The sequence below is a fragment of the Bacteroidales bacterium genome, assembly GCA_018334875.1.
Taxonomy (GTDB): Bacteria; Bacteroidota; Bacteroidia; order Bacteroidales; family UBA12077; genus JAGXLC01.
In genome coordinates, this window is record JAGXLC010000035.1 from 1 (window position 1) to 25,212 (window position 25,212).

26 protein-coding genes and 1 tRNA gene are annotated in these 25,212 nt (G+C 41.6%); 18 read left to right on the plus strand and 9 right to left on the minus strand.

The genetic code is table 11. The features are described from left to right. The 10 genes from KGY70_04880 to KGY70_04925 all read left to right on the plus strand — a co-directional run. On the plus strand, positions 1-869 hold an 869-nt coding region (locus KGY70_04880; GenBank protein ID MBS3774496.1), incomplete at its 5' end, for a methylmalonyl-CoA carboxyltransferase. A gap of 15 nt (positions 870-884) precedes the next feature. Beyond that, a complete protein-coding gene (locus tag KGY70_04885) occupies positions 885-1,265 on the plus strand; it encodes an OadG family protein (GenBank protein ID MBS3774497.1) in 381 nt (126 codons plus the stop codon). A 13-nt stretch (positions 1,266-1,278) separates the two neighbouring features. Beyond that, positions 1,279-1,707, plus strand: coding sequence for a biotin/lipoyl-binding protein (locus KGY70_04890; protein MBS3774498.1), 429 nt, complete (start codon positions 1,279-1,281; stop codon positions 1,705-1,707). 250 nt (positions 1,708-1,957) lie between these two features. Further along, complete coding sequence (locus KGY70_04895) at positions 1,958-3,250, plus strand: sodium ion-translocating decarboxylase subunit beta (GenBank protein MBS3774499.1); 1,293 nt, start codon at positions 1,958-1,960, stop codon at positions 3,248-3,250. A gap of 303 nt (positions 3,251-3,553) precedes the next feature. Further along, entirely contained in the window at positions 3,554-4,531 is a 978-nt protein-coding gene (locus tag KGY70_04900; protein MBS3774500.1) for a type IX secretion system membrane protein PorP/SprF, read from the plus strand. Between the two features lie 99 nt (positions 4,532-4,630). Beyond that, on the plus strand, positions 4,631-5,251 hold the full coding sequence (locus KGY70_04905) for an OmpH family outer membrane protein (GenBank protein MBS3774501.1): 621 nt from the start codon (positions 4,631-4,633) through the stop codon (positions 5,249-5,251). A 349-nt stretch (positions 5,252-5,600) separates the two neighbouring features. Then, a complete protein-coding gene (gene kynU, locus KGY70_04910) occupies positions 5,601-6,893 on the plus strand; it encodes a kynureninase (protein ID MBS3774502.1) in 1,293 nt (430 codons plus the stop codon). Between the two features lie 339 nt (positions 6,894-7,232). Further along, the gene (gene trmD / locus KGY70_04915; GenBank protein MBS3774503.1) at positions 7,233-7,931 is read left to right on the plus strand and encodes a tRNA (guanosine(37)-N1)-methyltransferase TrmD; all 699 of its coding nucleotides are present in this window, start codon (positions 7,233-7,235) and stop codon (positions 7,929-7,931) included. A gap of 148 nt (positions 7,932-8,079) precedes the next feature. Then, the gene (locus KGY70_04920) at positions 8,080-9,198 is read left to right on the plus strand and encodes a PAS domain-containing protein (GenBank protein MBS3774504.1); all 1,119 of its coding nucleotides are present in this window, start codon (positions 8,080-8,082) and stop codon (positions 9,196-9,198) included. Between the two features lie 176 nt (positions 9,199-9,374). Then, entirely contained in the window at positions 9,375-9,593 is a 219-nt protein-coding gene (locus KGY70_04925) for a GxxExxY protein (protein MBS3774505.1), read from the plus strand. A gap of 178 nt (positions 9,594-9,771) precedes the next feature. Here the strand turns inward: KGY70_04925 and KGY70_04930 are convergent, their stop codons facing one another. Next, positions 9,772-10,251, minus strand: coding sequence for a cytidine deaminase (locus KGY70_04930; GenBank protein MBS3774506.1), 480 nt, complete (start codon positions 10,249-10,251; stop codon positions 9,772-9,774). 131 nt (positions 10,252-10,382) lie between these two features. Here KGY70_04930 and KGY70_04935 point away from each other — a divergent pair, with 131 nt between their 5' ends. Beyond that, a complete protein-coding gene (locus KGY70_04935; protein ID MBS3774507.1) occupies positions 10,383-11,354 on the plus strand; it encodes a glucosaminidase domain-containing protein in 972 nt (323 codons plus the stop codon). 44 nt (positions 11,355-11,398) lie between these two features. On the opposite strand, the gene fmt is transcribed toward KGY70_04935, so the two are convergent. The 4 genes from fmt to KGY70_04955 form a co-directional block, all read right to left on the minus strand. Continuing rightward, the gene (gene fmt / locus KGY70_04940; protein MBS3774508.1) at positions 11,399-12,367 is read right to left on the minus strand and encodes a methionyl-tRNA formyltransferase; all 969 of its coding nucleotides are present in this window, start codon (positions 12,365-12,367) and stop codon (positions 11,399-11,401) included. 32 nt (positions 12,368-12,399) lie between these two features. Beyond that, complete coding sequence (locus KGY70_04945) at positions 12,400-13,740, minus strand: bifunctional 3,4-dihydroxy-2-butanone-4-phosphate synthase/GTP cyclohydrolase II (protein MBS3774509.1); 1,341 nt, start codon at positions 13,738-13,740, stop codon at positions 12,400-12,402. A gap of 65 nt (positions 13,741-13,805) precedes the next feature. After that, positions 13,806-15,587 (minus strand): LptF/LptG family permease, encoded by a 1,782-nt coding sequence (locus KGY70_04950; GenBank protein MBS3774510.1) that lies wholly within the window; start codon positions 15,585-15,587, stop codon positions 13,806-13,808. 191 nt (positions 15,588-15,778) lie between these two features. Continuing rightward, positions 15,779-16,159: an SRPBCC domain-containing protein gene (locus KGY70_04955; protein ID MBS3774511.1), complete on the minus strand. Its 381-nt coding sequence runs from the start codon at positions 16,157-16,159 to the stop codon at positions 15,779-15,781. A gap of 105 nt (positions 16,160-16,264) precedes the next feature. Between KGY70_04955 and KGY70_04960 the strand changes: the two genes are divergently transcribed. From KGY70_04960 to KGY70_04970, 3 genes are all read left to right on the plus strand, one after another. Continuing rightward, a tRNA-Met gene (locus tag KGY70_04960) sits at positions 16,265-16,338 on the plus strand. 317 nt (positions 16,339-16,655) lie between these two features. Beyond that, on the plus strand, positions 16,656-16,958 hold the full coding sequence (locus KGY70_04965; protein MBS3774512.1) for a hypothetical protein: 303 nt from the start codon (positions 16,656-16,658) through the stop codon (positions 16,956-16,958). 327 nt (positions 16,959-17,285) lie between these two features. Further along, positions 17,286-17,669, plus strand: a complete 384-nt coding sequence (locus KGY70_04970) for a co-chaperone GroES (GenBank protein MBS3774513.1) — start codon at positions 17,286-17,288, stop codon at positions 17,667-17,669. A gap of 63 nt (positions 17,670-17,732) precedes the next feature. Here KGY70_04970 and KGY70_04975 read toward each other — a convergent pair whose 3' ends face one another. The 4 genes from KGY70_04975 to KGY70_04990 form a co-directional block, all read right to left on the minus strand. Beyond that, entirely contained in the window at positions 17,733-18,278 is a 546-nt protein-coding gene (locus KGY70_04975; protein ID MBS3774514.1) for a Spy/CpxP family protein refolding chaperone, read from the minus strand. A 40-nt stretch (positions 18,279-18,318) separates the two neighbouring features. Beyond that, on the minus strand, positions 18,319-18,963 hold the full coding sequence (locus tag KGY70_04980) for a periplasmic heavy metal sensor (GenBank protein MBS3774515.1): 645 nt from the start codon (positions 18,961-18,963) through the stop codon (positions 18,319-18,321). Beyond that, positions 18,956-19,441, minus strand: coding sequence for a zf-HC2 domain-containing protein (locus KGY70_04985; GenBank protein MBS3774516.1), 486 nt, complete (start codon positions 19,439-19,441; stop codon positions 18,956-18,958). The genes KGY70_04980 and KGY70_04985 overlap by 8 nt, the downstream gene beginning before the upstream one ends. Before the next feature lie 145 nt (positions 19,442-19,586). Then, complete coding sequence (locus tag KGY70_04990; GenBank protein ID MBS3774517.1) at positions 19,587-20,168, minus strand: sigma-70 family RNA polymerase sigma factor; 582 nt, start codon at positions 20,166-20,168, stop codon at positions 19,587-19,589. A 250-nt stretch (positions 20,169-20,418) separates the two neighbouring features. Between KGY70_04990 and KGY70_04995 the strand changes: the two genes are divergently transcribed. The 4 genes from KGY70_04995 to KGY70_05010 all read left to right on the plus strand — a co-directional run. Continuing rightward, positions 20,419-22,212 (plus strand): arginine--tRNA ligase, encoded by a 1,794-nt coding sequence (locus KGY70_04995; protein ID MBS3774518.1) that lies wholly within the window; start codon positions 20,419-20,421, stop codon positions 22,210-22,212. An 18-nt stretch (positions 22,213-22,230) separates the two neighbouring features. After that, positions 22,231-22,815 carry a PHP domain-containing protein gene (locus KGY70_05000; protein MBS3774519.1) on the plus strand — a complete coding sequence of 195 codons (585 nt, stop codon included), beginning with the start codon at positions 22,231-22,233 and terminating at the stop codon, positions 22,813-22,815. Positions 22,816-22,833: 18 nt separating this feature from the next. Continuing rightward, on the plus strand, positions 22,834-23,862 hold the full coding sequence (locus tag KGY70_05005; GenBank protein MBS3774520.1) for a zinc-dependent alcohol dehydrogenase family protein: 1,029 nt from the start codon (positions 22,834-22,836) through the stop codon (positions 23,860-23,862). A 336-nt stretch (positions 23,863-24,198) separates the two neighbouring features. Next, on the plus strand, positions 24,199-25,212 hold a 1,014-nt coding region (locus KGY70_05010; GenBank protein MBS3774521.1), incomplete at its 3' end, for a hypothetical protein.

A 25,212-nucleotide genomic window follows, 5' to 3' on the forward strand; every position in this document is an offset into this window, starting at 1 on the left:
AAAACGAGGAGGAAGGACTGCTGTTGATCAGAAAGCTCCTGACTTACCTCCCTTCCAATAATCTGGAAGAGCCTCCTGTGACAGAATGCCACGACCCGATTGACCGGATGGATGATTCCCTGAATGACATCATACCGGAAAATTCCAATGAACCTTATGATGTAAGGGAAATCATAGATAAAATGGTGGATTATGGCGAATTTCTCGAGATACATCGTCATTACGCAAGAAATATTGTTATCGGATTTGCCAAATTCGACGGACAGCCGGTGGGGATTGTGGCTAACCAGCCCAATTTTCTTGCCGGCGTGCTGGATATCGATGCTTCCAGGAAAGCCGCCCGGTTTGTCCGATTTTGTGATGCATTCAATGTGCCGATCGTGACTTTGGTGGATGTGCCCGGCTTTTTGCCCGGAAGTAACCAGGAATACGGAGGGATTATTACCCACGGAGCCAAGCTGATGTTTGCTTACGGTGAAGCCACGGTTCCGAAGATTACCATCACCCTTAGAAAATCCTACGGAGGTGCACATGATGTTATGAGTTGCAAACAACTCCGCGGAGATATGAATTATGCCTGGCCTACAGCCGAAATAGCTGTGATGGGCGCGTCAGGTGCGGTTGAGATCATTTATGGCAAGGAATTAAAAGAAATTGAAGATGAAGAAGAGCGGAAAAAGTTCATTGAAGAAAAGGAAGAAGAATACCGGCAATATTTTTCCAATCCTTATCAGGCTGCCAGTTTGGGTTACATTGATGATATCATAGAACCCAGAAATTCCCGATTCCGAATAGTCAGGGCTCTGCAGACCCTCTCGACCAAGAAGGATATCAATCCGGCCAAAAAACATTCGAATTTACCATTATAAATAACAACATACAGGATGTGGTGGATAAGTGATATACATTTTGATATTTCCGCTGTGTACGGAGAAGGAGTGACAATAGCCATTATCGGGTATCTGGTTGTGTTCATTGCCCTGGTGCTGTCCTTTTTTTTATTTGCCAATCTTCCCAGGATCATTTATTACCAGAACCGACGGGAACATAAAGAAAGGACTAAGCAGAAAAAACAACCGGGGCATGAGGAAATGCATATCTCGTCAGAAGTTACTGCCGCTATTGCTACAGCGCTCTATCTCTATTCTATTGAACTGCATGATCGTGAAAGCAATGTGATTACCATTGAAAGGGTTCGAAAGCGATATTCACCGTGGAGTTCTAAGATATATGGTTTGAGACGATGGCCTCATAAAACCTTTTAACAACAGAAAAGTCATGAAAAAATTCAGATTTAAAATAAGAGGCAATGCTTACGAGGTGGAAGTAAAGGATTTTGAGGACAATATTGCCCATATAGAGGTCAATGGCACTTTATACGAAGTAGAGGTAGAGCAGAAAGAAACGGTAAGGTCCAAAACACCGAAACTGATCCGTACCCATGTGCAACCCAAAAGAACTGAGAGCAAGATCAAAAAAAATGTAAGCAGCCGCGCCTCAGCAGTTAATGCTCCATTACCCGGTAACATTTATAAAATACTGGTCAGTGAAGGAGATGAAATAAAAAAGGGAGATAAAATTATGATCATGGAGTCGATGAAGATGGAAAATAATGTGCTGGCTGAAAAAGATGGAAGAATCCGTACCATTAGGGTAAATGAGGGAGATGCAGTCCTCCAGAACGATATGCTGGCAGAAATTGAATAACCGTTTGGAAAAAATCGACCTAAAAATCATGAAGAAAAACCTGGGTTTGTTATCCCTCCTCGTATTGCTTCTTACTCTGTGCAACGGACTGGCATTTTCACAGGAACAGGTGAAAACGGAACTCACCAGCGGCAAATGGATGAACAGGTTTTCGGGTCATAAAATCAGTGAGGAGAGTGACGAAACGCGAAAGAGGTATAAAGGCATTCAGTTCAATGAAGACCACACCTGTTTTCTGGATTCCACAAAAATGAAATTTCATGGTACCTGGAAGGTAACTTCCGGAAATCGCATCATTGTGTCATTTCACGATGAATCACTTGGACAGAGGGAGGGATATTTGACCGATGATGGGAAATTGATTATTGGAGACCAGAAATTTAAAAATTATTCGTTGCCCATAGCAGGACTACTGAGTTTCTATGAATATACCGGTTTTGGCAATGTGACTCCTGGTCATCTGATCATGCTGGTTGTAGGGTTGTTTTTTATATTTCTTGCTATCCGGTTTGAATATGAACCCCTGCTTCTTATACCCATAGGGGTCGGAATCATTATAGGGAACATACCTTTTTATCAGGCAGAGGGTTTCAATTTGCAACTGGGTTTGTATGAAGAGGGGAGTGTGCTCAATTATCTCTATTTCGGTGTGAAACAAGGGGTATATCCGCCCCTGATCTTTCTGGGTATAGGGGCTATGACCGATTTCAGTTCACTTATCTCCAATCCGAGGCTGATGCTTTTGGGAGCAGCAGCCCAAATAGGAATTTTTTTGACTTTTCTGGGCGCCCTTGCTCTGGGTTATACTCCTGCAGAATCGGGTGCCATTGGTATCATTGGAGGAGCCGACGGGCCTACGGCCATTTTTCTCTCATCCAAACTGGCTCCGCATTTGATCGGCCCCATCGCTATTGCCGCATATTCCTATATGGCGCTTGTTCCTGTCATTCAACCACCCTTTATGCGGTTGCTGACAAGCAAGGAAGAAAGGAGGATCGTGATGAAACCGCCACGCTCTGTTTCAAAGCTTGAAAAAATACTGTTTCCCATCATCGGTTTGTTGTTAACTGCTTATATTTCTCCCAGTGCTTTACCTTTGCTGGGGATGTTGTTTTTTGGCAACATACTTAAAGAATCCGGGGTTACGCGCCGTTTGGCTGAAACGGCACGTCATTCCCTGATCGATATTGTAACCATTCTTCTGGGTTTAACTGTAGGAGCCTCGACACAGGCGGATATATTCCTGACATCCAAATCACTTATGATATTCGGGCTGGGCGCTCTTTCATTTATGATAGCCACCATCGGAGGGCTGCTTTTTGCAAAAACCATGAATCTCTTTCTGAAAGACGAAAACAAGATCAATCCGCTGATCGGAGCTTCCGGTGTATCTGCAGTCCCAGACAGTGCCAGGGTTGTACAGCATGAAGGTTTGCTGGCCAATCCCAATAATCACCTCTTGATGCATGCCATGGCACCCAATGTATCCGGTGTTATAGGCTCGGCCGTTGCCGCGGGTATTTTGATCAGTTTTCTGATGTAAACTCCATCGGATTATTCCTGGGTCATATCCTTTCCTTTCAGATGTGCAAGGGGCATGTCTTTTGTTCATCCGGTATATTATTTCTTTCCCCCAATGTTTTGGGTATGGTAGTCAAAAATTATTCATTCCGTTGATATCGGGTGAAGCGGTAAATATATATTTCCATTGTAAATTGAATAATGGTAAGGGTTTGTTACAACCTTGTTATTGGTAGATGAATAATAATTTGAAAAGTAAAGGGGTAACTATTTGTTGTGAAATTCGTATCAGGTACGGGATACGGTATATATTAGAAAACAATACATGAAAAGGCTTATTGTCATAGTTCTGCTGATTATGGGTGGCAATCTTTGTTTCTCTCAGGATCCGCAGTTTACACAATTTTATGCGTCTCCGATGTATCTGGCCCCCTCTTTTGCAGGAAGCACAAAAGGGAAGCGAGTTGCCACCAGTTACAGAAATCAATGGCCTGCATTAAAGAAGTCTTTTGTTACGTATTCTTTCTCCTACGATCATTATCTGCCTACTGTCAACAGCGGACTCGGACTTTTGTTCCTCCGGGAACAGGCGGGAACGGGCATATTATCAAAAACCAATATTGGATTAAGCTACAGTTATCACCTTAAACTTAACCATGAATGGCGGGTAATTCCGGGAATAGAGCTGCTTTATACACAGAATGGCTTACATTTTCATAAACTTACCTTTGGTTCGGAATTATTGAACAACACTGCGGAGGTGAAACCAGAACCGCAGGATTTTACCTGGGATGTAGATGCCGGCGCTTCTGCATTATTTTATTCTGAAGATATCTGGGTAGGATTTACTGCCGATCATCTCCTGAAGCCCAACGTATCCCTGACAGCAAGAGAAAGTACCATTCCCATGAGGTTTTCCTTATTTGGAGGGACGAAAATCCCTATCAATAAGAAATACGGCCAGAACACCAGGGAAAACCTTTTTCCTGCTTTTCACCTGATGAAGCAGGGGGAGAATTCCCAGTTGAACCTGGGATTATACTGGAATTACACTCCATTCATGATGGGCATGTGGTACAGGGGGATACCTCTGATAAAGGATATTCCCAGTAATGATGCCATAGCTCTTTTGGTTGGTTATAATATTGATCAGTTTAATATCGGATACAGTTATGATATTACCGTATCGAACCTGGCCGGTCTTACCCAGGGGGCGCACGAGATATCCCTGGTCTATACCTTTGGGAAGCATAAAGAACCCCGCGAAAAATGGGTTAAATCTCCCTGTCCTGTCGCATGGTAAAATAAATTTTCCAGTTGGGTAAAAAAATTGGGCTTTTCATTTTTGAAAAGCTCTTTATTAACTTATATTTGTCGGAATATAAAAAAAACAGTTGTAGTAATGAAAAAAGTCAATCTTGTAATCCATATTGTTTTAGGAATTGCAGTTGTAGTATTGTTTGTGTTGTATTTCACCTCCGAAGGGGAACAACTCCAACAGGTAACCGGGAAAGAAGAAGCAGCCGAAACTTCAAAAGGAACAGAGATAAAAGGAAATTTGCGAATAGCCTATGTAAACATTGATTCCTTATTGTCAGAATATCATATGTATCAGGACAAAAGGGATGAGTTTACCGATGAGCAGAGCAGTTCCCAGGCAAAGCTACAGAGCCGGTCACAGCGACTCCAGCAGCAATATGAGGATTTAAAAGAAAAATTAGATAAGGGTCTGATTACCCGATCAAAAGCCCGTATGATGCAACAGGAGCTTAGCAAAGAAGAACAGGAACTGTATCAGATGCGCAATCAGATAAGTTCAGAGCTTTCAGAAAAAGAGCAGGTTATTTACAGACAGGTGTTGCAAAGCATTATGGACTATCTTGATGACTATGCAGCAGAAAACAATTATCATTTCATATTGAGTTATTCGTTTGGCGGGCCCATTTTATATAAACATAAAAGATTCAATATCACCCAAAGGGTAGTGGAGGGTTTGAATGAGCAATATCATAATAACCAGTAAAACAGTTCAACCCTACCAAACAAATATTTATGGCCGTTCCTTAGCTTTTACAGGAACGGCATTTTTTATCAGGGCGTCTTAATTCAATTTTTGATTACGAAAAATTTAGATGGGGTTTACAGGAGTACCATTCGTAGGATTCAGACATCGAAATAGAGTCTGTCTATAATATCCGCTGGCTGCGTTACGCTCGTTTTTCATCCCAGTCAATTACATCTGGTAGAGACGTACGGCCGTACGTCTCTACATTTGGCATTCAAAACCCGCAAGCCTTGCCAGCGAACATTCCAGACGAGACTCTTTCAAATCTCTCTGACTTTATGGACAAACACTAAATATTGATTATTATATGGCGGTAGATTTTTCAGACGATAAGCATTTTGCCCTGCAAATGGATCAGAAAGATCCGCTTTTAAATTACAGAGACCACTTTTTTATCCCGGAGGGCAGTCTTTATATGGACGGCAACTCTCTGGGCCTGCTTTCCAAAGAATCTGAATACGCGCTGAAACGGGTGTTAAATGAATGGCGTGATTTAGGCATAAAAGGTTGGTTGAATGGGAAACAACCGTGGTTTTATTTTGCGGAAAAAATTGGTGAAAAGGCTTCGGATCTTGTTGGGGCACTGCCTGAAGAACTGATCCTGACCGGTACAACTACCATCAATCTTCATGCCCTGGTGAGTTCCCTGTATCAACCATCCGGTAACAAGACAAAAATTCTGGCGGATGAGCTGAACTTCCCCTCAGATATTTATGCATTGAAAGGTCAGATCAGGATGAAAGGCCTGGATCCAGAAAAGGAGTTAATCCTTGTGTCATCACATGACGGATATACCCTAAAAGAGTCGGATATTGTAGAACAAATGAACGATGAGGTCACATTGATCTTATTGCCTTCGGTATTATACCGGAGCGGGCAGTTGCTGGATATGGAATACCTGACAAAAGAGGCTCACAGGAGAAATATTCTGATTGGATTTGATTGCAGTCATTCCGTGGGCGTCATACCTCACGAATTCGATCGATGGGATGTGGATTTTGCAGTATTCTGCAGCTATAAGTATCTCAATGGTGGACCGGGAAGCACTGCTTTTTTATATTTGAATCAGAAGCATTTCGATAAGGAACCCATACTTGCTGGTTGGTTTGGTAACAACAAGGAGACCCAGTTCAATATGTCGCTGGAGTTTGATCCCTCGCACAATGCCGGGGGATGGCAAATATCTTCGCCCGGTATACTGGGTTCAGCCCCTTTAGAAGGCAGTATTGATCTGATCAATGAAGCGGGAATACAAAACATCAGGGAAAAATCCCTGGCCATGACCTCCTACCTGATCTATCTGATCCGTGAGCTCCTTTATGAGAACCCCTATAACTTTAAGATTGTAACACCTTCATCTGAAGAAAACCGGGGAGGACACATCTCCATTACCCGGCCTGAGGAAGCATTCAGAATCAATGAAGCGCTGAAGAGCAAAGGCGTTGTACCCGATTTTCGTCCTCCCGGGCTCATACGCATTGCACCCTCACCGCTCTATAATACCTATCTGGAGATCTGGCAGGTGGTTCAATACCTGAAAGAGATTGTTGATAACAGGGAATATGAGCGTTTCTCTGATGACCGTGACGCCATTTCCTGAAGAATTGATCTGGTATCAAAGACAACGGGTAGAATACAAATTCTTTTTTGCTTCTACCCGTTGATACATCTTTTAAATATTAATAAACAGTTCTATACAGAGATTATGAAATCTCAATGGAGCGATTTTTAATTGTTTTTAATTAGTTTAAATTAATATTATATAATTTGGAAGAGTAGAATCAATTCCTGTGCCATAAATGATTTCAGCTAAGATGGCAGTAGATGCTCTCATTTTAATGTCAAAATGACTTACTAAATACTTTGTTTGCGACAAATTGACAGTAGGTATGTAAACCAGCCAATCGGTACTTCTTACTATTTTTGTATAAAAAGCGTCATGCGAATAGATATATTAACCGGTTTACCGGAACTTCTGGAAAGTCCTCTGAATCATTCCATTATTAACCGAGCCAGGGAAAAGAGAATAGCAGAAATTCATGTGCATAACCTGAGGGATTATTCAACGGATAAGCACCGAAACATAGATGAATATGCCTTTGGAGGAGGAGCAGGCATGGTGATGACCATTGAGCCCATTGACCGGGCAATACAAAAGCTAACTTCCGAGAGGAAGTATGATGAGATCATCTATACCGCTCCGGAAGGAAAACGATATAGCCAGAAAACGGCAAACAAATATGCTACTTTTCAAAATCTGATCATCCTTTGTGGTCATTATAAAGGTGTTGATCAGAGGGTAAGGGATCATTTAATCACTAAAGAAATATCAGTCGGGGATTATGTTCTTACTGGAGGAGAGCTGGCTGCAGCGGTTATCGTTGACAGCGTGGTGAGATTATTACCGGGTGTTCTCAGTGATGAAACCTCAGCGCTTACCGATTCTTTTCAGGATGATCTGCTGTCACCCCCGGTTTATACAAGACCGGCTGATTACAAAGGATGGAAGGTTCCGGATATCCTCCTTTCAGGTAATTTTCCCGAGATAGAAAAGTGGAGGGAACAAAAAGCCATTGAACGAACCCGCCAACTCAGGCCGGATTTACTTGATGATGACGAAGAGGAGGACCAGGATTGAGATTCTATATACTCATTTCTTGAGTTTTTTTATCGAATCACGAGTTCTATCCGTCATTTTGTATCCGGCTTTTATAAAAAATGCGTTTGAATATTGAACAAACCTTCATAATTTTACCCGATAATTTGTGTAACAGTTTAATGAAAAGATGGTAAAAGAGAATTGGGAAAGTCAGGAAAATTATCCGGAGAAGGATATTCTGAATGAGTTGAATGTAGAAGCTAAGCGTTCGGTCAATGCCGTTGTAGTATTGGATGCGGAGGGGAGACTGGATTGGGTAAATGAAGGTTTTGAAGCAATATATGGATTTCCCTTTAACGAATACCTGGAAAAATTCGGACATTATATTTTTTCGGAAGAAAGCAAGGGTTTTGAATTGATGCTTGACCAATTCAAAAACGGACAGCAAGGGTTAACCTTTGAGCATAAAATACAAACTGATTTTACCGGAACCCAATGGATTCAAACTACATTGACTCCTGTTTTCGATGAGGATAACAGATTGAAAAAAATCATCGCTGTGGAAACCGATGTCTCTGATGATCATATTGAAAGGAAAAAAACCGAAGAACTTCTGGCCAACATTTTTCCTTTTGAGATTATCGAACAGTTGAAAATCAGGGGGACCGTCAGATCAAAGAAGTATAGACGGGTTACAGTTTTATTTGCTGATTTCAAAAATTTCACCCGCCTGACCACAACCATGGAGGTAGATGGTTTAATTTCCGAACTGAACAGGTATATAAGAAAATTTGATGAGATCATAGAAAGGCATTATATAGAAAAGATCAAAACCATGGGAGATGCTTATATGTGTGCCGGTGGACTTCCCATGAGAAATTACAGCAACCCGTTTGATGTTACCCTGGCAAGTTTGGAGATTCAAAGATTTGTTAGGGAGATGGCTGTTGAGAAGGAAGCCAGGGGTGAACAACCATGGGAATTGCGTTTGGGAATTCATACGGGTGAAGTAATGGCCGGAGTGATAGGAAGCAAAAAGTTTGCTTATGATATTTGGGGCAATACTGTAAATATTGCCGCCCGGATGGAGGAGACAGCTCAGGAGGGCAGGATAAATATTTCCGCTGCCACCTATGGATATATAAAAGACTATTTTGACTGTACCTACCGGGGGAAGGTCAGGATGAAAAACAATCCCGAAGTGGTGGATATGTATTTTGTAAATCGTATTAAGCCCGAGTATTCTGAGGATGGAGAAGGCATACGGCCCAATGATTCTTTCCGCAAGATACTATCCACATATTAGCCCCGCATTAGAAAAACCGGCTTTTTGCGAAATTTTTTGAAGCAAAAAGCCAGGTTTTTTAATAGCGTCAGCATTATGCTATCACTTCTAAAAATTTTGTTTTTTTAGCAAAATACTGTTTTCTTAACCACATAGGACATAGTACACATAGGATGACACATAGAAATAATAAAAATATGGAAGTAACAAAGAAATACTTAGATGAGCTCATCTATAAGGTCATAGGATGTGCCATTGAAGTACATAAATATTTAGGTTCGGGACTGCTGGAAAGCATTTATGAAAAATTTTTATTGAGGGAATTAAAAATTAGAGGAATTAATTGTGTGAATATTTTTAAAGAGGGCGAAAGAGGCCTGGTTAACAACTTGGTTTTTGAATGGCCTGAGAAATAATAAACCTATGTGAACTCCTATGTTTTCTATGTGTCCCCCGCCTGCTTCGGGGCAGGTATGTGGTTCAAAAAAGTTAAATTGCTTAACTTTGAGAACTATACCATACAGGTTATGAGGAATTTGTTTGCAGCTAAAGCTGCGGTAAGAATAATTCGGGTTAAATTTTTTCAGGATCAATTCAGAGCGCTTTCCCGTCAAACCCCAAGGGCATGAACTGCCTGACGCCTTCACCCATTACGATTTTATTTGACCCATAAAGCACGATTTTTATGGGATGCTGGTCTCTTCGTTCATTTTCCAGTAACACCTGAAGGCATCCTCCACAGGGAGCAGGAGGCTCTTCTGCCAGTTTACCCTTTTTAAGGGCCGCTATGGCTAATGTTTCTATGGGGACTTCGGGAAACTGTGCTTTGGCATAAAATACCGCCACTCTTTCTGCACATAAACCGGAAGGGAAAGCCACATTTTCCTGGTTATTTCCCACAAAGGATCTTCCGTTTTCCAATAAGACTGCGCTTCCTACATGAAATTCCGAGTAAGGTGCATAAGCATTTGATGCAGCGGTTTCGGCTTTTTCTACAAGCTGGCGGTCACTGGGAGAAAGCTCGGAAAGTGAGGAGCATTCGTAAAATATGGAATGATGTTCTTTTTTTCTCATGTTACGGTAATTTTGGAAAAATATTTGTATTGTGCACCAAATATAAAATTTTATATTTGACCGCCACAGGTCATTCAAAAGGAATGGTGGCTGAAAATTTTATAGAAGTATAAAATCAAAAACAGTTGGTAATGAAATTCAGGTATATTCTTGTCTTATTGATCATTTCCGCTTCTTGTTCCACAACCCGAACCCCGGTAGAACCTTTTCGTACACTTAATGCCCAGCAATATATTAAAGAATATAAAGATCTTGCCATTCAGGAGATGAATCGTACAGGTATACCGGCAAGTATTACGCTGGCTCAGGGCATACTGGAATCCGATTATGGCAACAGCAGGTTGGCGACAGAGGGCAACAACCATTTCGGGATAAAGTGCCATAGCGACTGGAACGGCAAAAGGATATATCATGACGATGACAGGAAGAATGAATGTTTTAGAAAGTATACAGATGATTACCAATCTTATAAAGATCATTCCAGATTTTTGACTTCATCCAGGCGGTATGCATTTCTTTTTGATTATGACCGTACCGATTATAAGAAATGGGCCAGAGGCCTCAAGAAAGCCGGTTATGCCACCAGTGCGACTTACGCCTCTAAACTGATCAACCTTATCGAACGCTATCAGTTGCATCAGTATGACGAAAATCGCTATTCGTCTCATTATGCAAGCTCTTCGAGTAACTCCCGGCTTGGAGACGTGGATAACTATCAAATATCCGCGCAGAAACATACTGTCCGCATGCGCAACAGAATTGATTATATTAAGGTGAAAGAAGGCGATACGTTTAAAAGCCTTAACGAAGAACTCAATATGCTGCCGTGGGAATTGAAAAAATATAATGAGCTGGACGATAACGCCACCCTGGAACCGGGACAGATTCTTTATTTACAGCCCAAGCGCAATAAGGCTGAAAAGGGCTACGACGTTCACATTGTGCAGGAAGGGGATACCATGTATTCCATCTCTCAACATTATGGGATCAAACTGGATAAATTGTATGATAAAAACCGCATGGAAAAAGGAGAGCAACCTGAGCCGGGTCAAAAAATCTGGCTGAGGAAGAAGAAATCTAACATCGTGGAAAAAGGTGATTAGAGTGGATATTTGAATTGGGTGCTTTTTGTGATTTGATACTTGAGTTAGACTGCATTAAACTCTTCAATATTTTTGAATCCTTTCAGAAATTCCTTCACATCCATCTTTTTTTTACCTGACTGCTGAATTTCTTTGAGGTGAATAAATCCGTCCGGAGTGGCTACTTTTATATAGTTTTTATGGTCGGATAAAAGGGTACCGCAGGCATGTTCATGTACCTTTTTTTCGGGATATGCCTGAAAGATTTTAAGCGGTATCTGATCTGAATTGTTTAAAAGGGTTTGAGCAGCCGGATAAGGGCTTAGTCCCCGAATAAAATTGTATATTTCGCTACAGGTCTTGTGCCAATCAATCCGGCAGTCTTCTTTGAATATTTTGGGAGCTTTTTTTAATGTTTGCCTGTTTTTGCTCAGTTCATCCTGCGAAATGGCCCGGTAGTTGTTGTTTCGTATGGCCTCTACCGTTTCCACCACCAATTCGGCTCCCAGCATCTTCAGCTTGTCATGGAGCGTTCCGGCAGTTTCATCCTGTGTGATCTCCGTTGCTTTTTTCTTAATGATTTTTCCCGTATCAACCTTATCATCGAGAAAGAATGTTGTGACTCCTGTTTTGGACTCACCGCTGATGATTACATGATTGATGGGGGCCGCTCCACGATAATCGGGCAGGAGGGAGGCATGCAAATTGAAGGTTCCATATTCCGGTATATTGAATACTTCCGAAGGCAAAATTTTGAAAGCAACCACTACCTGGAGCATTGGATCCAGATCTTTTAGCCGTTGAATAAAATCCCGGTCTGAAAGATTTTCAGGCTGAAGAATGGGCAATCCTTGCTCCTTTGCATACTTTTTGACGGGAGATTCCCGGATTTGCTGGCCTCTGCCGGCAGGCTTATCAGTATTGGTAACCACACCCACCACATTATAGTTGTTTTCCACCAGGGCCTTCAGGCTTTCTACGGAAAAATCAGGTGTACCCATAAAAACAATGCGAAATGCACTTTTTGAGACCATACAGCCTTTTTTATGATGTTAAAAGGAAACCATTATGAATCAGCCCATTTGTTATCTTTACCGGATTCGGAGTAAGAAACGGACTTTTTGGGTTCTTTTTCGCCTGCTTCTTCTTCATTGTTTTTTTTTAGTTCATTGGGATCGACCAGTTCCAGCCGGTGTCCCATTTTAAGTTTTTTCGTTTTCAGGTAAAAGCGGTTGTATTCGTTGGGTTCCACCTCCAGGGGGATATTCTCCACGATTTCCAGTCCATACCCCTCAAGACCTTTCCTTTTTACCGGATTATTGGTTAACAGCCTGATTTTACCAAGCCCGAGTTCCCGGAGTATGTTGGCACCAACTCCGTAATCCCTTTCATCTTCTTCGAATCCCAGATCCAGATTGGCTTCCACTGTATCTCTCCCCTGTTCCTGTAATTTATAGGCCTTTATTTTATTGAAAAACCCAATGCCCCGTCCTTCCTGGTTCATATATACCAGTACGCCTTTTCCTTTCTTTTCGATCATCTCCATGGCTTTGTGCAACTGCGGGCCACAATCGCACCTTTTGGAACCAAATATATCGCCGCTTATGCAAGAAGAGTGGACTCTCACCAGCACAGGCTCTTCTTTGTTCCATTTTCCCTTTACCAGGGCAATATGTTCGACACCGTTGGATTTCTGTTTAAAGGGAATCAGCTCAAAATTGCCGTATTCTGTGGGCAGTTTAACGCGAACCCCCCTTTCTATAAGTGATTCCTGCCGTATGCGATAGGCTATCAGGTCTTCAATGGTAACGGTCTTTAGGTTGAACTTTTGGGAAATTTCTATCAATTCCGGAAGGCGCGCCATAGAACCATCGTCGTTCATGATCTCCACCAGTGCCCCTCCCGGTTTTAATCCGGCTAAACGGGTCAGATCAACCACTGCTTCAGTATGCCCTGCCCTTCTCAGTACTCCATTATTTTTTGCTTTTAGCGGAAATACGTGACCCGGCCTGCCCATATCTTCGGGCTGTGTTTTGGGGTCAACCAGGGCTTTTATGGTTTTGGCCCTGTCCGATGCCGATATTCCTGTAGTACAGCCGTGTCCGATCAGGTCCACGGATACCGTAAAAGGTGTTTCATGGAATGAGGTGTTTTTGTCAACCATCATTTCCAGCTCCAGTTCGTTACATCTTTCTTCAGGCAGGGGAGCACAAATTAATCCGCGACCATATTTGGTCATGAAGTTTACGGTTTCAGCAGTGATCTTTTCGGCAGCCACTATAAAATCGCCCTCGTTTTCCCTTGCTTCGTCATCCACGACAATCACAAGTTTGCCTTCTCTTATATCGTTTATGGCTTCTTCTATGGTATTTAGCCTGTGCTTTAGTTCATCCTGATTCTGGCTCATATGCTTCAGCTCTATAACCTGTGTAATAATGTACAAAACTACATAAAGTGACAAAAATGGCCTAATTATTGTTCATGAAAATCCCTATTCTCATTATTTTCGGTTTCTTCCTTTGTGCCCGTTATAAATGAAAAGATCTTCCTGACGGCTTTAGTGTAGGTGTCTGTGTTAAGTATCATGGAATCGTTTGATGCTTTGTAAGTCAGGAATATACCAATGGGAAGGAAGACCAGGGATGAAAGCCACATCCCGAAGTATGCGGGTAATACTCCTTTCTCTACAAAGTTTTCACCGGATATGTCAATAATGTAATAAATGATGAAAAATACGACGGAGACCACCAGAGGTGCTCCCAGGCCTCCTTTACGGATGATCGAACCCAACGGGGCACCTATAAAGAAAAAGATGAGGCAGGCAAAAGACAGAGTAAACTTTTTATGCCAGTGAATCTGATGCTTGAAGATGTTCTTCTGCCTCTGCTCAAATATCTTTTTTGAGTCGGTTATTTTCTGGCTGTTTTGTCTGGCATTGCTCAGTGCATGGTTTATTATATTCAGTTTATGTCTGGTTTCAAGGGTATCCAGGAAAGTATCCACATCGAATGTATTGGGGTTATTATCGAATTTTTGGGGTTGCTCTTGTGTTTCCGGATGGTCTGAAGATGATGCATCTCCACCCGTTCCTGCATATTGTATTTCGGATGGACGGGTTACGTAGTTTGAGGCTGTTGAATCCGGGAGAGCGGTATACATGTAGGCATATTCCTTTTCTTTTACCGGCTGCAGACTGTCACGGGCGTAAATGTAAGGGGGTGAATCCGCATTTTTATCTTCCGGATTTGTATCCGGAGAATTTTCTGAGGCCTGCTGGGACTTTTTTGCTTCCCGGGCCTCTGACCTGTTCTTTACTTCGTTACGGGCATGCTTGTTATGTTTTTCATGAACAAACAGGTTGTTATCCAGTTCCTTTGAAAGCTCTGCGGCTTTTTGGTTATAACTATGCCTCAGGGAGTCTCTGTTTTTTTCCAGTTCATTGATCGAGAGCATTTGGTAATTGTCCTTGAAAAGTTGTTCATCGGTACGGCTGAAACTGAAACCTGAAATATCAATCAATATGGTTTCTTTATCGAAGGTTCTCTGTTGAAAAGGATATTGTTTTTCTTCTCCCCGTGGTTTTGATTTATTGCTTTCCTGCATCTCAGCATAGGATCGGCCGTGGAAAAGGGTAACCAGCAGTTCGGATTCATCACTCGTCATGTTGATGTATCCTGAATCGGCCACCGTTACCTGGGCATTTCCTTTTTCTTTATTGTGTTCATAGATCATGATGTCTTTCATCAGATTGGTGCGGGGATTTTTGTGACCTACCTTTATGCTGTAGCCCTCGATATCATTGTAGAATACACCTTCTCTGATTTGCAGCTCTTCTCTTTGCTGCTTGATGTCGTAGCGCAGGGATAATGCTTTGAGGTTGGCATAGGGAATCACATGATTGGCATAAAAGAAGGCCCCGATACTTAGGCAAACTACAAGAACAATCAGTGGCCTCATGAATTTTTGCAGCGAAATGCCTGAAGATTTAATGGCAGTAAGCTCCGAATATTCGCCCAGATTCCCGAATGTCATAATAGAAGACAACAATACAGCAAGCGGAAGGGCAAGAGGTACCAACGAAGCGGAAGCATATAGCAACAACTCGGCAATAATGTCCCATCCCAGTCCTTTTCCCGCCAGGTCATCGATAACTCGATATAAAAACTGAAGGATCAGGATGAACTGGACAACAAAAAATGTGGCTATAAGTGGTTTTATAAACGATTTAATCAGTAATTTATGTAGACGTTTCAAGGTATTGCGCTCTGTTTTTTTAAGATATAAACGTTGGCAAAATTAAGTTATTTTCTTAAGGAATGCTTGAGCAAAAGGGTAAAAAAAGAATGCGTTATTGTAACCCTTACCGGTCAAATTCTTGTTTTTTTTGGCAAAACTTGCTCGGTAAGGTACTTATAAACTGAGAAATGTTATCAATGAGCGTCCAGTTAAGTTACACCCAGTGCATTTTTTAGATTATCAACTTGTTTTTCCCATAGGAAGGAAACGTCGGATTTTTCTTCTTCCTCTGCAAAATCAGTAACCAAAAGGGTAACGTCCCCGGTCAGATCGTCCTCCAGGATTTTGAACTCAAAATAACTTTGATTATCCTGATCATCCAACCATTTAAAACGGATGTAACGGTTCTTCTTTTGATGCAAAATACGGGCTGGGTATTCCACCCCGTCCCATATAAAGGTGAACACATCTTCATTGACACGGATATCATCGGCAAACCATTCAACCAATCCGCCCGCCGTGCTTAGGCGGGGAAATAAAATGACAGGTGATACGTTTATAAAAAATTCAATTTCCAGTTCTGATTTCATATTTCAGAGGTTTTATCTTCATAATGATTTGATGCAATATATAAAATTCTGCATAATCTTCATTGATATTTTTATAAAATATTATATTTGCACCTTCAAAATCATGGCGAGATAGCTCAGGTGGTTAGAGCGCAGCATTCATAATGCTGAGGTCGTGAGTTCGAGCCTCACTCTCGCTACCCCTCTTTCGGGAAAGCCCCAACAGCCGGCTTTCCCTTTTTATTTTCCCGGTTATTTTCGGCATTGGTTTTTTGTATGCGGTTCATTATTTGTAATGATCTAATTCCGAAACTCTTTCCTGTTGGTGCATCATTTTTTCCAATACTTTGTCTTTAGGCATATAAATGTTCGTTTCCGTACGGAGATTGTGTCAATATCGGTCATAATATACGGTTCAATATCTTAAGTTATTTATTTAATGATTTGATTTTATAGTAGGTAGCAACTTTTGGCATAGAATGTGATACAATAATTATATACAACAAAAATTTCAATTATGAAAGTAAATCTTAAACCGAATGAAATTGTGGTTAAGGCCGGAGACTCCCAACACCTGAACGGAAAAGGCAAAATTACCGGTAAATTGATTCTCACCAATCAGAGGGTGTATTTTAAATCGCCTGAAAAATCAGAGTATAACATGGAGATCGTGCCCACGGAAATAGAGGAAGTGATATTTTTCAACACCAGTGCTTTTTCATCCAATGGTCTAAATATCGTTACCAGGGCAGGAGAGGAGTTGAAATTTAAAATTAAGCAGCGGGATTCCTGGGGGAAAGCCATCAATCAGATGTATTGAAAACCATGCGCCTCCCAATTTTCTATATAATTAGAGTCTGTCTATAATGTCCGCTGGCTACGTTACGCTCGTTTTTCATGCCAGTCATTTATATCTGGTAGAGAGTTACGGTCGTACATCTCTACATTTGGTATTCAAAACTCGCAAGCCTTGCCAGCGAACATTCTAGCCAAGACTCTTTCAAATCTATTTGACTTTATAAACAAACATTAATTAGATCAAATGTAATCCCTGGCTGAGATGGATATCAACAAGAAAAAATAAAGGCACAAAATGTGAGTTATTTCTCTTGAGGATGCTATATTTGCGCACACAAAAATCAGAATTATGGCTTTAGAAATAGGTGATCAGGATCTCAGTAAATTCATTCTCATTGGCGACCGGGTGTTGATTAAACCCAAGGATCCGCAATCCAAAACCAAATCGGGTTTATATCTTCCTCCCAGTGTACAGGAAAAAGAAAAAATCCACAGTGGTTACGTTCTGAAGGTGGGTCCCGGGTATCCCATTCCAGCGGTTACAGATGAGGATGAACCGTGGAAAGACCAACAGGATGAGGTGAAGTATGTTCCTTTGCAGCCAAAGGAAGGGGATTTGGCCATTTATTTACAGAGTACGGCTCATGAGATCATTTTTAAAAATGAAAGGTATATTATTGTTCCCCATAATTCAATTTTGATGGTCATCAGGGATGAAGGCCTGTTTGAATAAGGAAGTAACACTTGGGCATAAAAAAAGCCGGAAATGTTTTCATTCCGGCTTTTTTTAAAGGTACTAATCAAATGATCTCATGCGCATTCCTCCCATGGGGCGCATATCTCCCATAGGACACATCCCTCTGTTTCCTCTCATGTTTCCCATACGTTGTTGCATAAAATTGCCCCGTGATCTTTTCATGCGGGCATCGAAGATTGCACGCTGTTCTTCCGTGAGGATTTCCCTTATTTCCTGATGATGTTCAGCACGGGCTTTTTGCATTTCGGTACGTATCTCTCCCATTTCTTCAATGGTGTTGTTGATGGCTGCCATGTCAGGATCATCCTGGGTTTGAAGCGTTCTGAGCGAAGCCCTTTTTTCCGTTAAACGGTTTCGGTACTGAGTCATCTCTTTCATCTGATCTGTTCTAAGATCTTTGATTTGTTCCTGTTGGTCGTCGTTCAGATCGGGAATCATCTGGCATTGCCGATGAAATCCAGGTCCACCGGACCTACCCATGCTCTGGCCTTTAAATCCCTGGCCTCTTTGAGCCATAACATTCGCGGCTGTAAAAAGAAACAGCCCTGCAAAAAGAATTGTTAATAATCGATTGAATCTTTTCATTTTGATTTGATTTTAATAATAATTGGTAATTTATTTGCTTTCATTTTCTGTCCATTCTACCATGGGGCGGACCACCCTTTCTCATACCGGCTCCGGGTTCATGTCTGCCGTGATCGGCCATTTCCATGATCATCCTGTTGAGTCTTTCTCTTTGTTCGGGTGTACAAAGCTTTTTCATTTTGGTGAAATGATCGATGGTATTTTTTTTCAGTTGGGTATGAAGCGTTCCGATTTCCCTGGCCAACCTGTTCATCTTGCTGCTGTCGGACGCCTCTTTTGCCAGCTCCTCCATTAAGGTATCTCTTTTGTTGCTGAGTTCCCGGGCAATGCCTTTCATTAACTCCATGTTTTCTTTATGTAATGTTTGAAATTCCCGGAACTGTTCCTGATCGAGCTGGAGCCTTCTTTTTATGAAGTATTCAAAGCCCCGGCCTTCTTGTTGTCCCCCTTTTCTCTGCAAGCTGTCGTTTCTCCGGGGCCATCTGTCTTTACCCTTTCTTTGTGCTGCCCATTCGTCGCTGTCTTTGTTTCGTTCCGACCAGTCGGGTTTTTCAACAGAGAAAGAAGGCTCTTTCCATTTATGCTGATAGTTTTGATATATGATTGTCCCCAAAGCTGCTATATTGATTACAAAAAGCAGTATGAGCGCTCCTATCAGTATTTGTTTCTTAGTAAATTTATTCATCGTTTGTTCCGTTTTCAGCTTGTGTTTCTGTTAGCAACTCTTGTTCTACTATTTCCAGTTCCATGCCGTTCAGATACTGACTCCTGGCGTAATCCTCAATGTAATTGATCTGTTGGGCTGAGGAAGCCGTTTCGTTTTGAGTTTGCATTCCTTGTCCCAAATGCACCCCAATATAAATTCCAAGCCCAAGGATGATAAAATATATGGCAGGCTGGAGAATTTTCCTTCCAACACCGGTAAATCCGGGGGCTGACCTGGTTTTTCTGTTTTCCATCCTTTGCTTTAACCTTGTATAGAAGAAGGGTTGATGGGATATTTCTTCGTTACGGAGCGCATTCCATGCCTTCTTTGTATTTTCATAAATCGAACGGCACGATGCACATGTTTCCAGATGTTGGTGAATATACTTCATCTGGTTTTCCGGTAACTCTTTATCCAGATATTGCAACAATTGCTTATGTACTTTAGAACATTTCATCTTTATTGAATTTCTTTTATTATGACACCCTATCCGTATATTTTATTACAATTTTTCAGTATTTTAAACCCAAATTATTCAAAAATAATCCTGGATCCCTCCCACAAACCATTGCACATTCATAAACTTTCCCGCTTGGCAGGATTTATAAGTGATCCGGATTAAACTGAGCTACCAGTTTTTTCTGCAGCTTTTTCCTGGCCCGGTTGATTAAAACACCTGTTTCGGTTACAGAAATATCCATAATCCCTGCTATTTCCTTGTAGGGTAACCCTTCAAGCTTGTTCAGGGTTATGGCGGTTTTTTGTTTCTCCGGTAACTGGTCAATGGCCTTGAAAAGTATCTCTTTTCTCTCTTCCGATTCCATTTGTTCCTGAGATATTTTTTGATCGTCCGCTACATTTTCCATGGAGTTATTGTTTTTGTTTTCAAAGATCGCATCCAGGCTGCTAAAAATGTTCCGTCTTTTTTTATCTCTGATATAATTCAATGATTTGTTGACTGTTATTTTATACAACCAGGTGGATATTTTTGATTGTTCCCTGAAAGAATGCACAGAATCATAGACCTTTATGAATACCTCCTGGGCTATATCCATGGCGTCTTCCTTATTACGAACAAATTTGTTGGCCACATTCAGCACCAGATGCTGATATGTATCCACAAATTCCTTAAATGCCGTTTCTTCTTTGTTTTTCAGACCCTGAATAATCTCCTGATCAGTCATTGTTGTAGCAATTCCTCAACATATTCTTTAATTATGACACCTGGGGACAAAAATTTATTACAAATTGATATCAATTATTTTCCATCGTTTGAAATGGGATTTACTGCTAAATTACATTTTTCATAACAATTGAGCCAACGGAATTCAGTCAAATAAAAAATATTAAATTATTTTCCGCTCTTTTTGGCTACTTATATATCTTTGTGGCTACTTTTATTTAATATGAACATAGGACATAAAAACCGGCCAAATGAACATTGAAGCAAGGATAACGGAAACGGTAAGAAAGGCGCTGGCATCCCTGTATTCTACGGAGGTACATACCAGGGAGGTTCAAATTCAGCGTACACGGAAGGATTTTCAGGGAGATTTTACTGTGGTGGTATTTCCGTTTTTGAGGTATTCCAAAAAACCTCCGGAACAAACCGGGGAGGCTCTTGGTGCTTATTTAAAGGAAAATATGGATGAGATTGCAGATTTTAATGTGATCAAGGGATTTTTAAACCTAACCATTGACAATGCTTTCTGGCTGCGGTTTCTCAATAATATGAATCAAAGGGAGAATATTTATGATTTATTTACCCGTGAAACAGAGAGGCGGGTAGTGGTGGAATATTCTTCTCCCAATACCAATAAACCGCTACATTTGGGGCATATAAGAAACAACCTTCTGGGTTTTTCTATCTCCAGGATCATGAAAGCAGCCGGGAATGATGTTAAAAAGGTTAATCTGGTAAACGACCGGGGGATTCATATATGCAAATCCATGCTGGCCTGGCAGAAGTGGGGTAATGGAGTGACTCCTGAATCTGCAGGTGTTAAAGGAGATCATTTGGTCGGAGATTATTATGTGAAGTTCGATAAAGAATATAAGAAACAGGTACAGGAACTTATAGGTAAAGGCATGTCTAAAGCACAGGCAGAAAAGGAAGCTCCTCTCATTAAAGAAGCCCGGCAAATGTTACACAAATGGGAAAATGATGATCCTGAAACGGTGGAGTTGTGGGAAAAGATGAATAAATGGGTATTGGAAGGATTTGATAAAACCTATCAGGCACTCGGAGTGGATTTTGATAAAATTTATTATGAATCGGAGGTATATAAAAAAGGAAAGAATGAAGTGCTGAAAGGAGTGGATATGGGTGTATTTTACCGGGAGGAAGATGGATCTGTGTGGGCTGATCTTTCGGATGAAGGCCTGGATCAGAAACTGTTGCTCCGAAAAGACGGCACTTCCGTATATATTACCCAGGATATCGGCACTGCCATACAACGGTACAACGAATTCAAATTTGATGACCACATTTATGTGGTGGGAAATGAACAGAATTATCATTTTCAGGTATTAAAAATACTGCTGGATCAACTGGGTTATGAATGGGCAGATAACCTGTATCATCTGGCTTATGGGATGGTTGAACTTCCCGAAGGAAAAATGAAATCCAGGGAAGGTACCGTAGTGGATGCCGATGATCTCATTAGTGAGATGATACAAACAGCGGAAACCATCTCAAAGGATTCCGGGAAGATAGGAAATTTTAGTGAGGAAGAGAAAAAACGGATATATCGTACGGTTGGTCTGGGAGCACTAAAGTATTTCATACTGAAGGTGGATCCTAAAAAGAACATGACTTTTGATCCTGAGGAATCGGTTGATTTTAACGGCAACACCGGACCCTTCATTCAGTACAGCTACGCAAGGATCAATTCGTTGCTGGATAAGGCCAGAGACAGAGATTACAATATTCCGAACCATGTAAATGAAAATGTGAAGATAAATGATAAAGAAATTCAGCTCATCAAACTGATCCATCAATTTCCCTATGAAATCTCCGAAGCCGCAGAACAGGGAGAACCCTCAGTGATCGCCAATTTTGTATATGAACTTGCCCGGGAATTCAATCAGTTTTATCATGAATATCCGGTGTTGAGGGCTGAGGTTGTGCCATCCGTACATTTGCGACTAATGCTTTCTTCGCAGGTTGCAAAGGTTCTTCGCGAAGCCATGTGGCTTTTGGGTATTGATTTGCCGGAAAGAATGTAATCAAAAAATCAGAAACAAATGAATAACGCGGAATGCAGGGTTCCACAGGATTTACATATACATACCACCTTTTCTCATCTTGACAGTGCGGTTGCAGAACAGCAAACCCCCGAACTGATTGCACGCATCAGGCATGCCAAAGTCATTGGTATCAGCGATCACTTTGAACATTTCTATGAAAGATTTGAGTCGTATCGGACAACGCTGAAGCAATATGGATTTCATACAGGGACGGAAGTTGACGGAGCTGAGTATACTCAGGAAGCGGCACAACTTGATTTTGAGTATTATATTTATCATTGCCGTGATTATCGGTCAGAGTACAGGGGGATTGAAAACCTGCTGGCTACCGGAAAACCGGTAATTATAGCCCATCCTATGGTTCTTGAAACAGATTTGAACAAGGTACCCCCTGAGTGTTATATAGAGATCAACAACCGCTATGTTTGGAAGAACGACTGGAGGAATAAACTGGCGCCTTTTACCGGGCGGTTTAATTTTGTTATTGGCTCTGATTCCCACCAGCCCAACTGGCTTAACCAAAATGTTGCCCGGTATGTTGCGGGAGAGCTAAATGTTAAAGAGTCCATCTTATTTGATTGATGCAGAAAAAATTTGATTATGAAAGCAATGGTTTTAAGGAATCTGGCTGATCTGAAAGAAGAAGACGAACCTTTGGAGCTGGTTGAATGGCCTGTGCCCGCACCGTTGGAAGGAGAGATTTTGATCAGGGTTTCCAGATGCGGCGTATGCCATACCGAGCTGGATGAGATTGAAGGACGCACACCGCCACCCAAGTTTCCTGTCATATTGGGTCATCAGGTTGTCGGTTATGTTGAAAGAAACGGAAAACATGCAAAGCGATTCAGCAAGGGTGAAAGGGTAGGAGTGGCCTGGATCTTTTCTGCTTGCGGTAAATGCAAACAATGTAAGAACGGGAATGAGAATTTGTGTGAAAAGTTTAAAGCCACCGGAAGAGACGCTCATGGAGGTTATGCAGAATATATGGTGGTTCCCGAAGGCTTTGCCTATCCCATACCCGAATTTTTTAACGATTCCGAAGCTGCCCCTTTACTATGTGCCGGTGCCATCGGATATCGTTCGCTGCGGCTGACCCACCTGAAAAACGGGCACCTTCTCGGACTGACCGGGTTTGGTGCTTCCGGTCATCTGGTGCTTAAGATGGCCAAACACCAGTTTCCGAAGTCTCCCATCTATGTTTTTGCCCGGAATCCCAATGAGAGAAAGTTTGCCAAATCGCTCGGAGCTGCCTGGGCAGGAGATACAGTAGATACACCTCCCCGAAAACTTGATGCGATAATAGATACTACACCCGTCTGGAAACCGGTAGTGGAAGCTTTAAAGAGACTTGATGCCGGCGGTCGTCTGGTGATCAATGCCATTCGTAAGGAAGATGTGGATATCGACTATCTTCAGAATATTGATTACCCGAGTCACCTCTGGCTGGAGAAAGAAATTAAGAGTGTGGCCAATGTGGAACGAAGGGATGTAAGGGAGTTTTTGGAACTGGCTGCTGAAATTCCCATTAAGCCCGATTATGAAGAGTATCCACTTGAAAAGGCAAATGAGGCATTGATGGAGATCAAACAAAGCAAGATCCGCGGTGCCAAAGTGCTGAAGATGGAATGAGCAGAGAACAGAGAGCAAAAGCAAGACAAGAAGTTTCAGGTTTCAGGTTAAATATGAAGTTCAGTTTATTAACAGTATGATATTTCCGGATAAGATTCATTGTTAAATTGTGAAACTGTTACATTGTTGGAATTCTGCGGATAACAGCTAATGACAATAGAGTGGCAATAAAACTTGTCCGGCTCTTTGACGGATGACCACCGAATGACAATTTATTGATTCTGCAAACTGACCTCTGTTTTGTGCTTTAGGCTTTTTAGGTATTCTTGTTCTTTTCTGCCAGTTTTTTGCATAATTTTGCTATTTTTGATACACAAATCCACATACCCGTATTTTATGGCAAAATGGACCCTTTTCTCAGCCTTTCTTTCAGCTTTCTTTTTCTCCACGATTTTTTCCCATGCCCAGATCGACACCTTTGACCTGAGCCTTTACAAGCTCCCCGAGCTGGAGCGTCATCAGCTTGATTTCAGTTTGGATGCCGACGGGAGTGGTAATGATCAATTTTATGAGAATTATGAATTTGGTGAGATTTTTGAATATCAAAAAAATCGTTCTGATTTTGGCAGTTCAATAGGAGGTACTTATAAAAGTTACTATAACAGCAGGGATTATCAGGGGAATCATAGGATCAGCCTGGGATTCAATGCTCATTTAACGCATCAAAATTCAGAAAAGCAGGAAATGTACCAGGAACTTAAGGAGAATTTTGGATTATCTTTATCCGGAAAATCCAGTAACCGGTTTTATTCCGACAATCTGTATTATTTAGCAACCAATTTGAGTTTTGCTGTTTCCACCAGATTCCGAAATTTGGAACGCAAGTGGGATACTTTAGACAATTTCAGAAATTCCGTTGACGAATCGAGGGCTGTGCACATTTCTTTGCCGGTTTCTGCAGGAAAGGGCAGGATTGAACCCCTTCGGGACGCAAGAATGGCGGTTTATATCATGGATCAGCTTTCCGGGAAAGGGAAACTTAACCGTAATCCCACAGAGGAGGAGATTCTGGATTTCGCCAGGCTGATTGCAGAGATCAAGAACGAGCGTTTTTTTGATGCACGACTGCGGAGGGTATATGAAATGACACGCCTGGATTCTTTCCTCAGAGAAAATGATCTTGCCGGCAAGCAGGACATCGGGTATTTTACTACCATGAATGATTATTGGCGTTATGCCAACAATCCATACCGCGGATCGGGATCCAGATTTTCCATAGGTATTGATCCTTATTACTGGTCGAATTATTCATTCGGTGAAACAAAGGAACCTGGAGATAACAAAAAAATTATTTCCACCTGGAGGCGCATTGAGATAAAAGTACGTCTCAGGTATGCTTATGAATCCTCC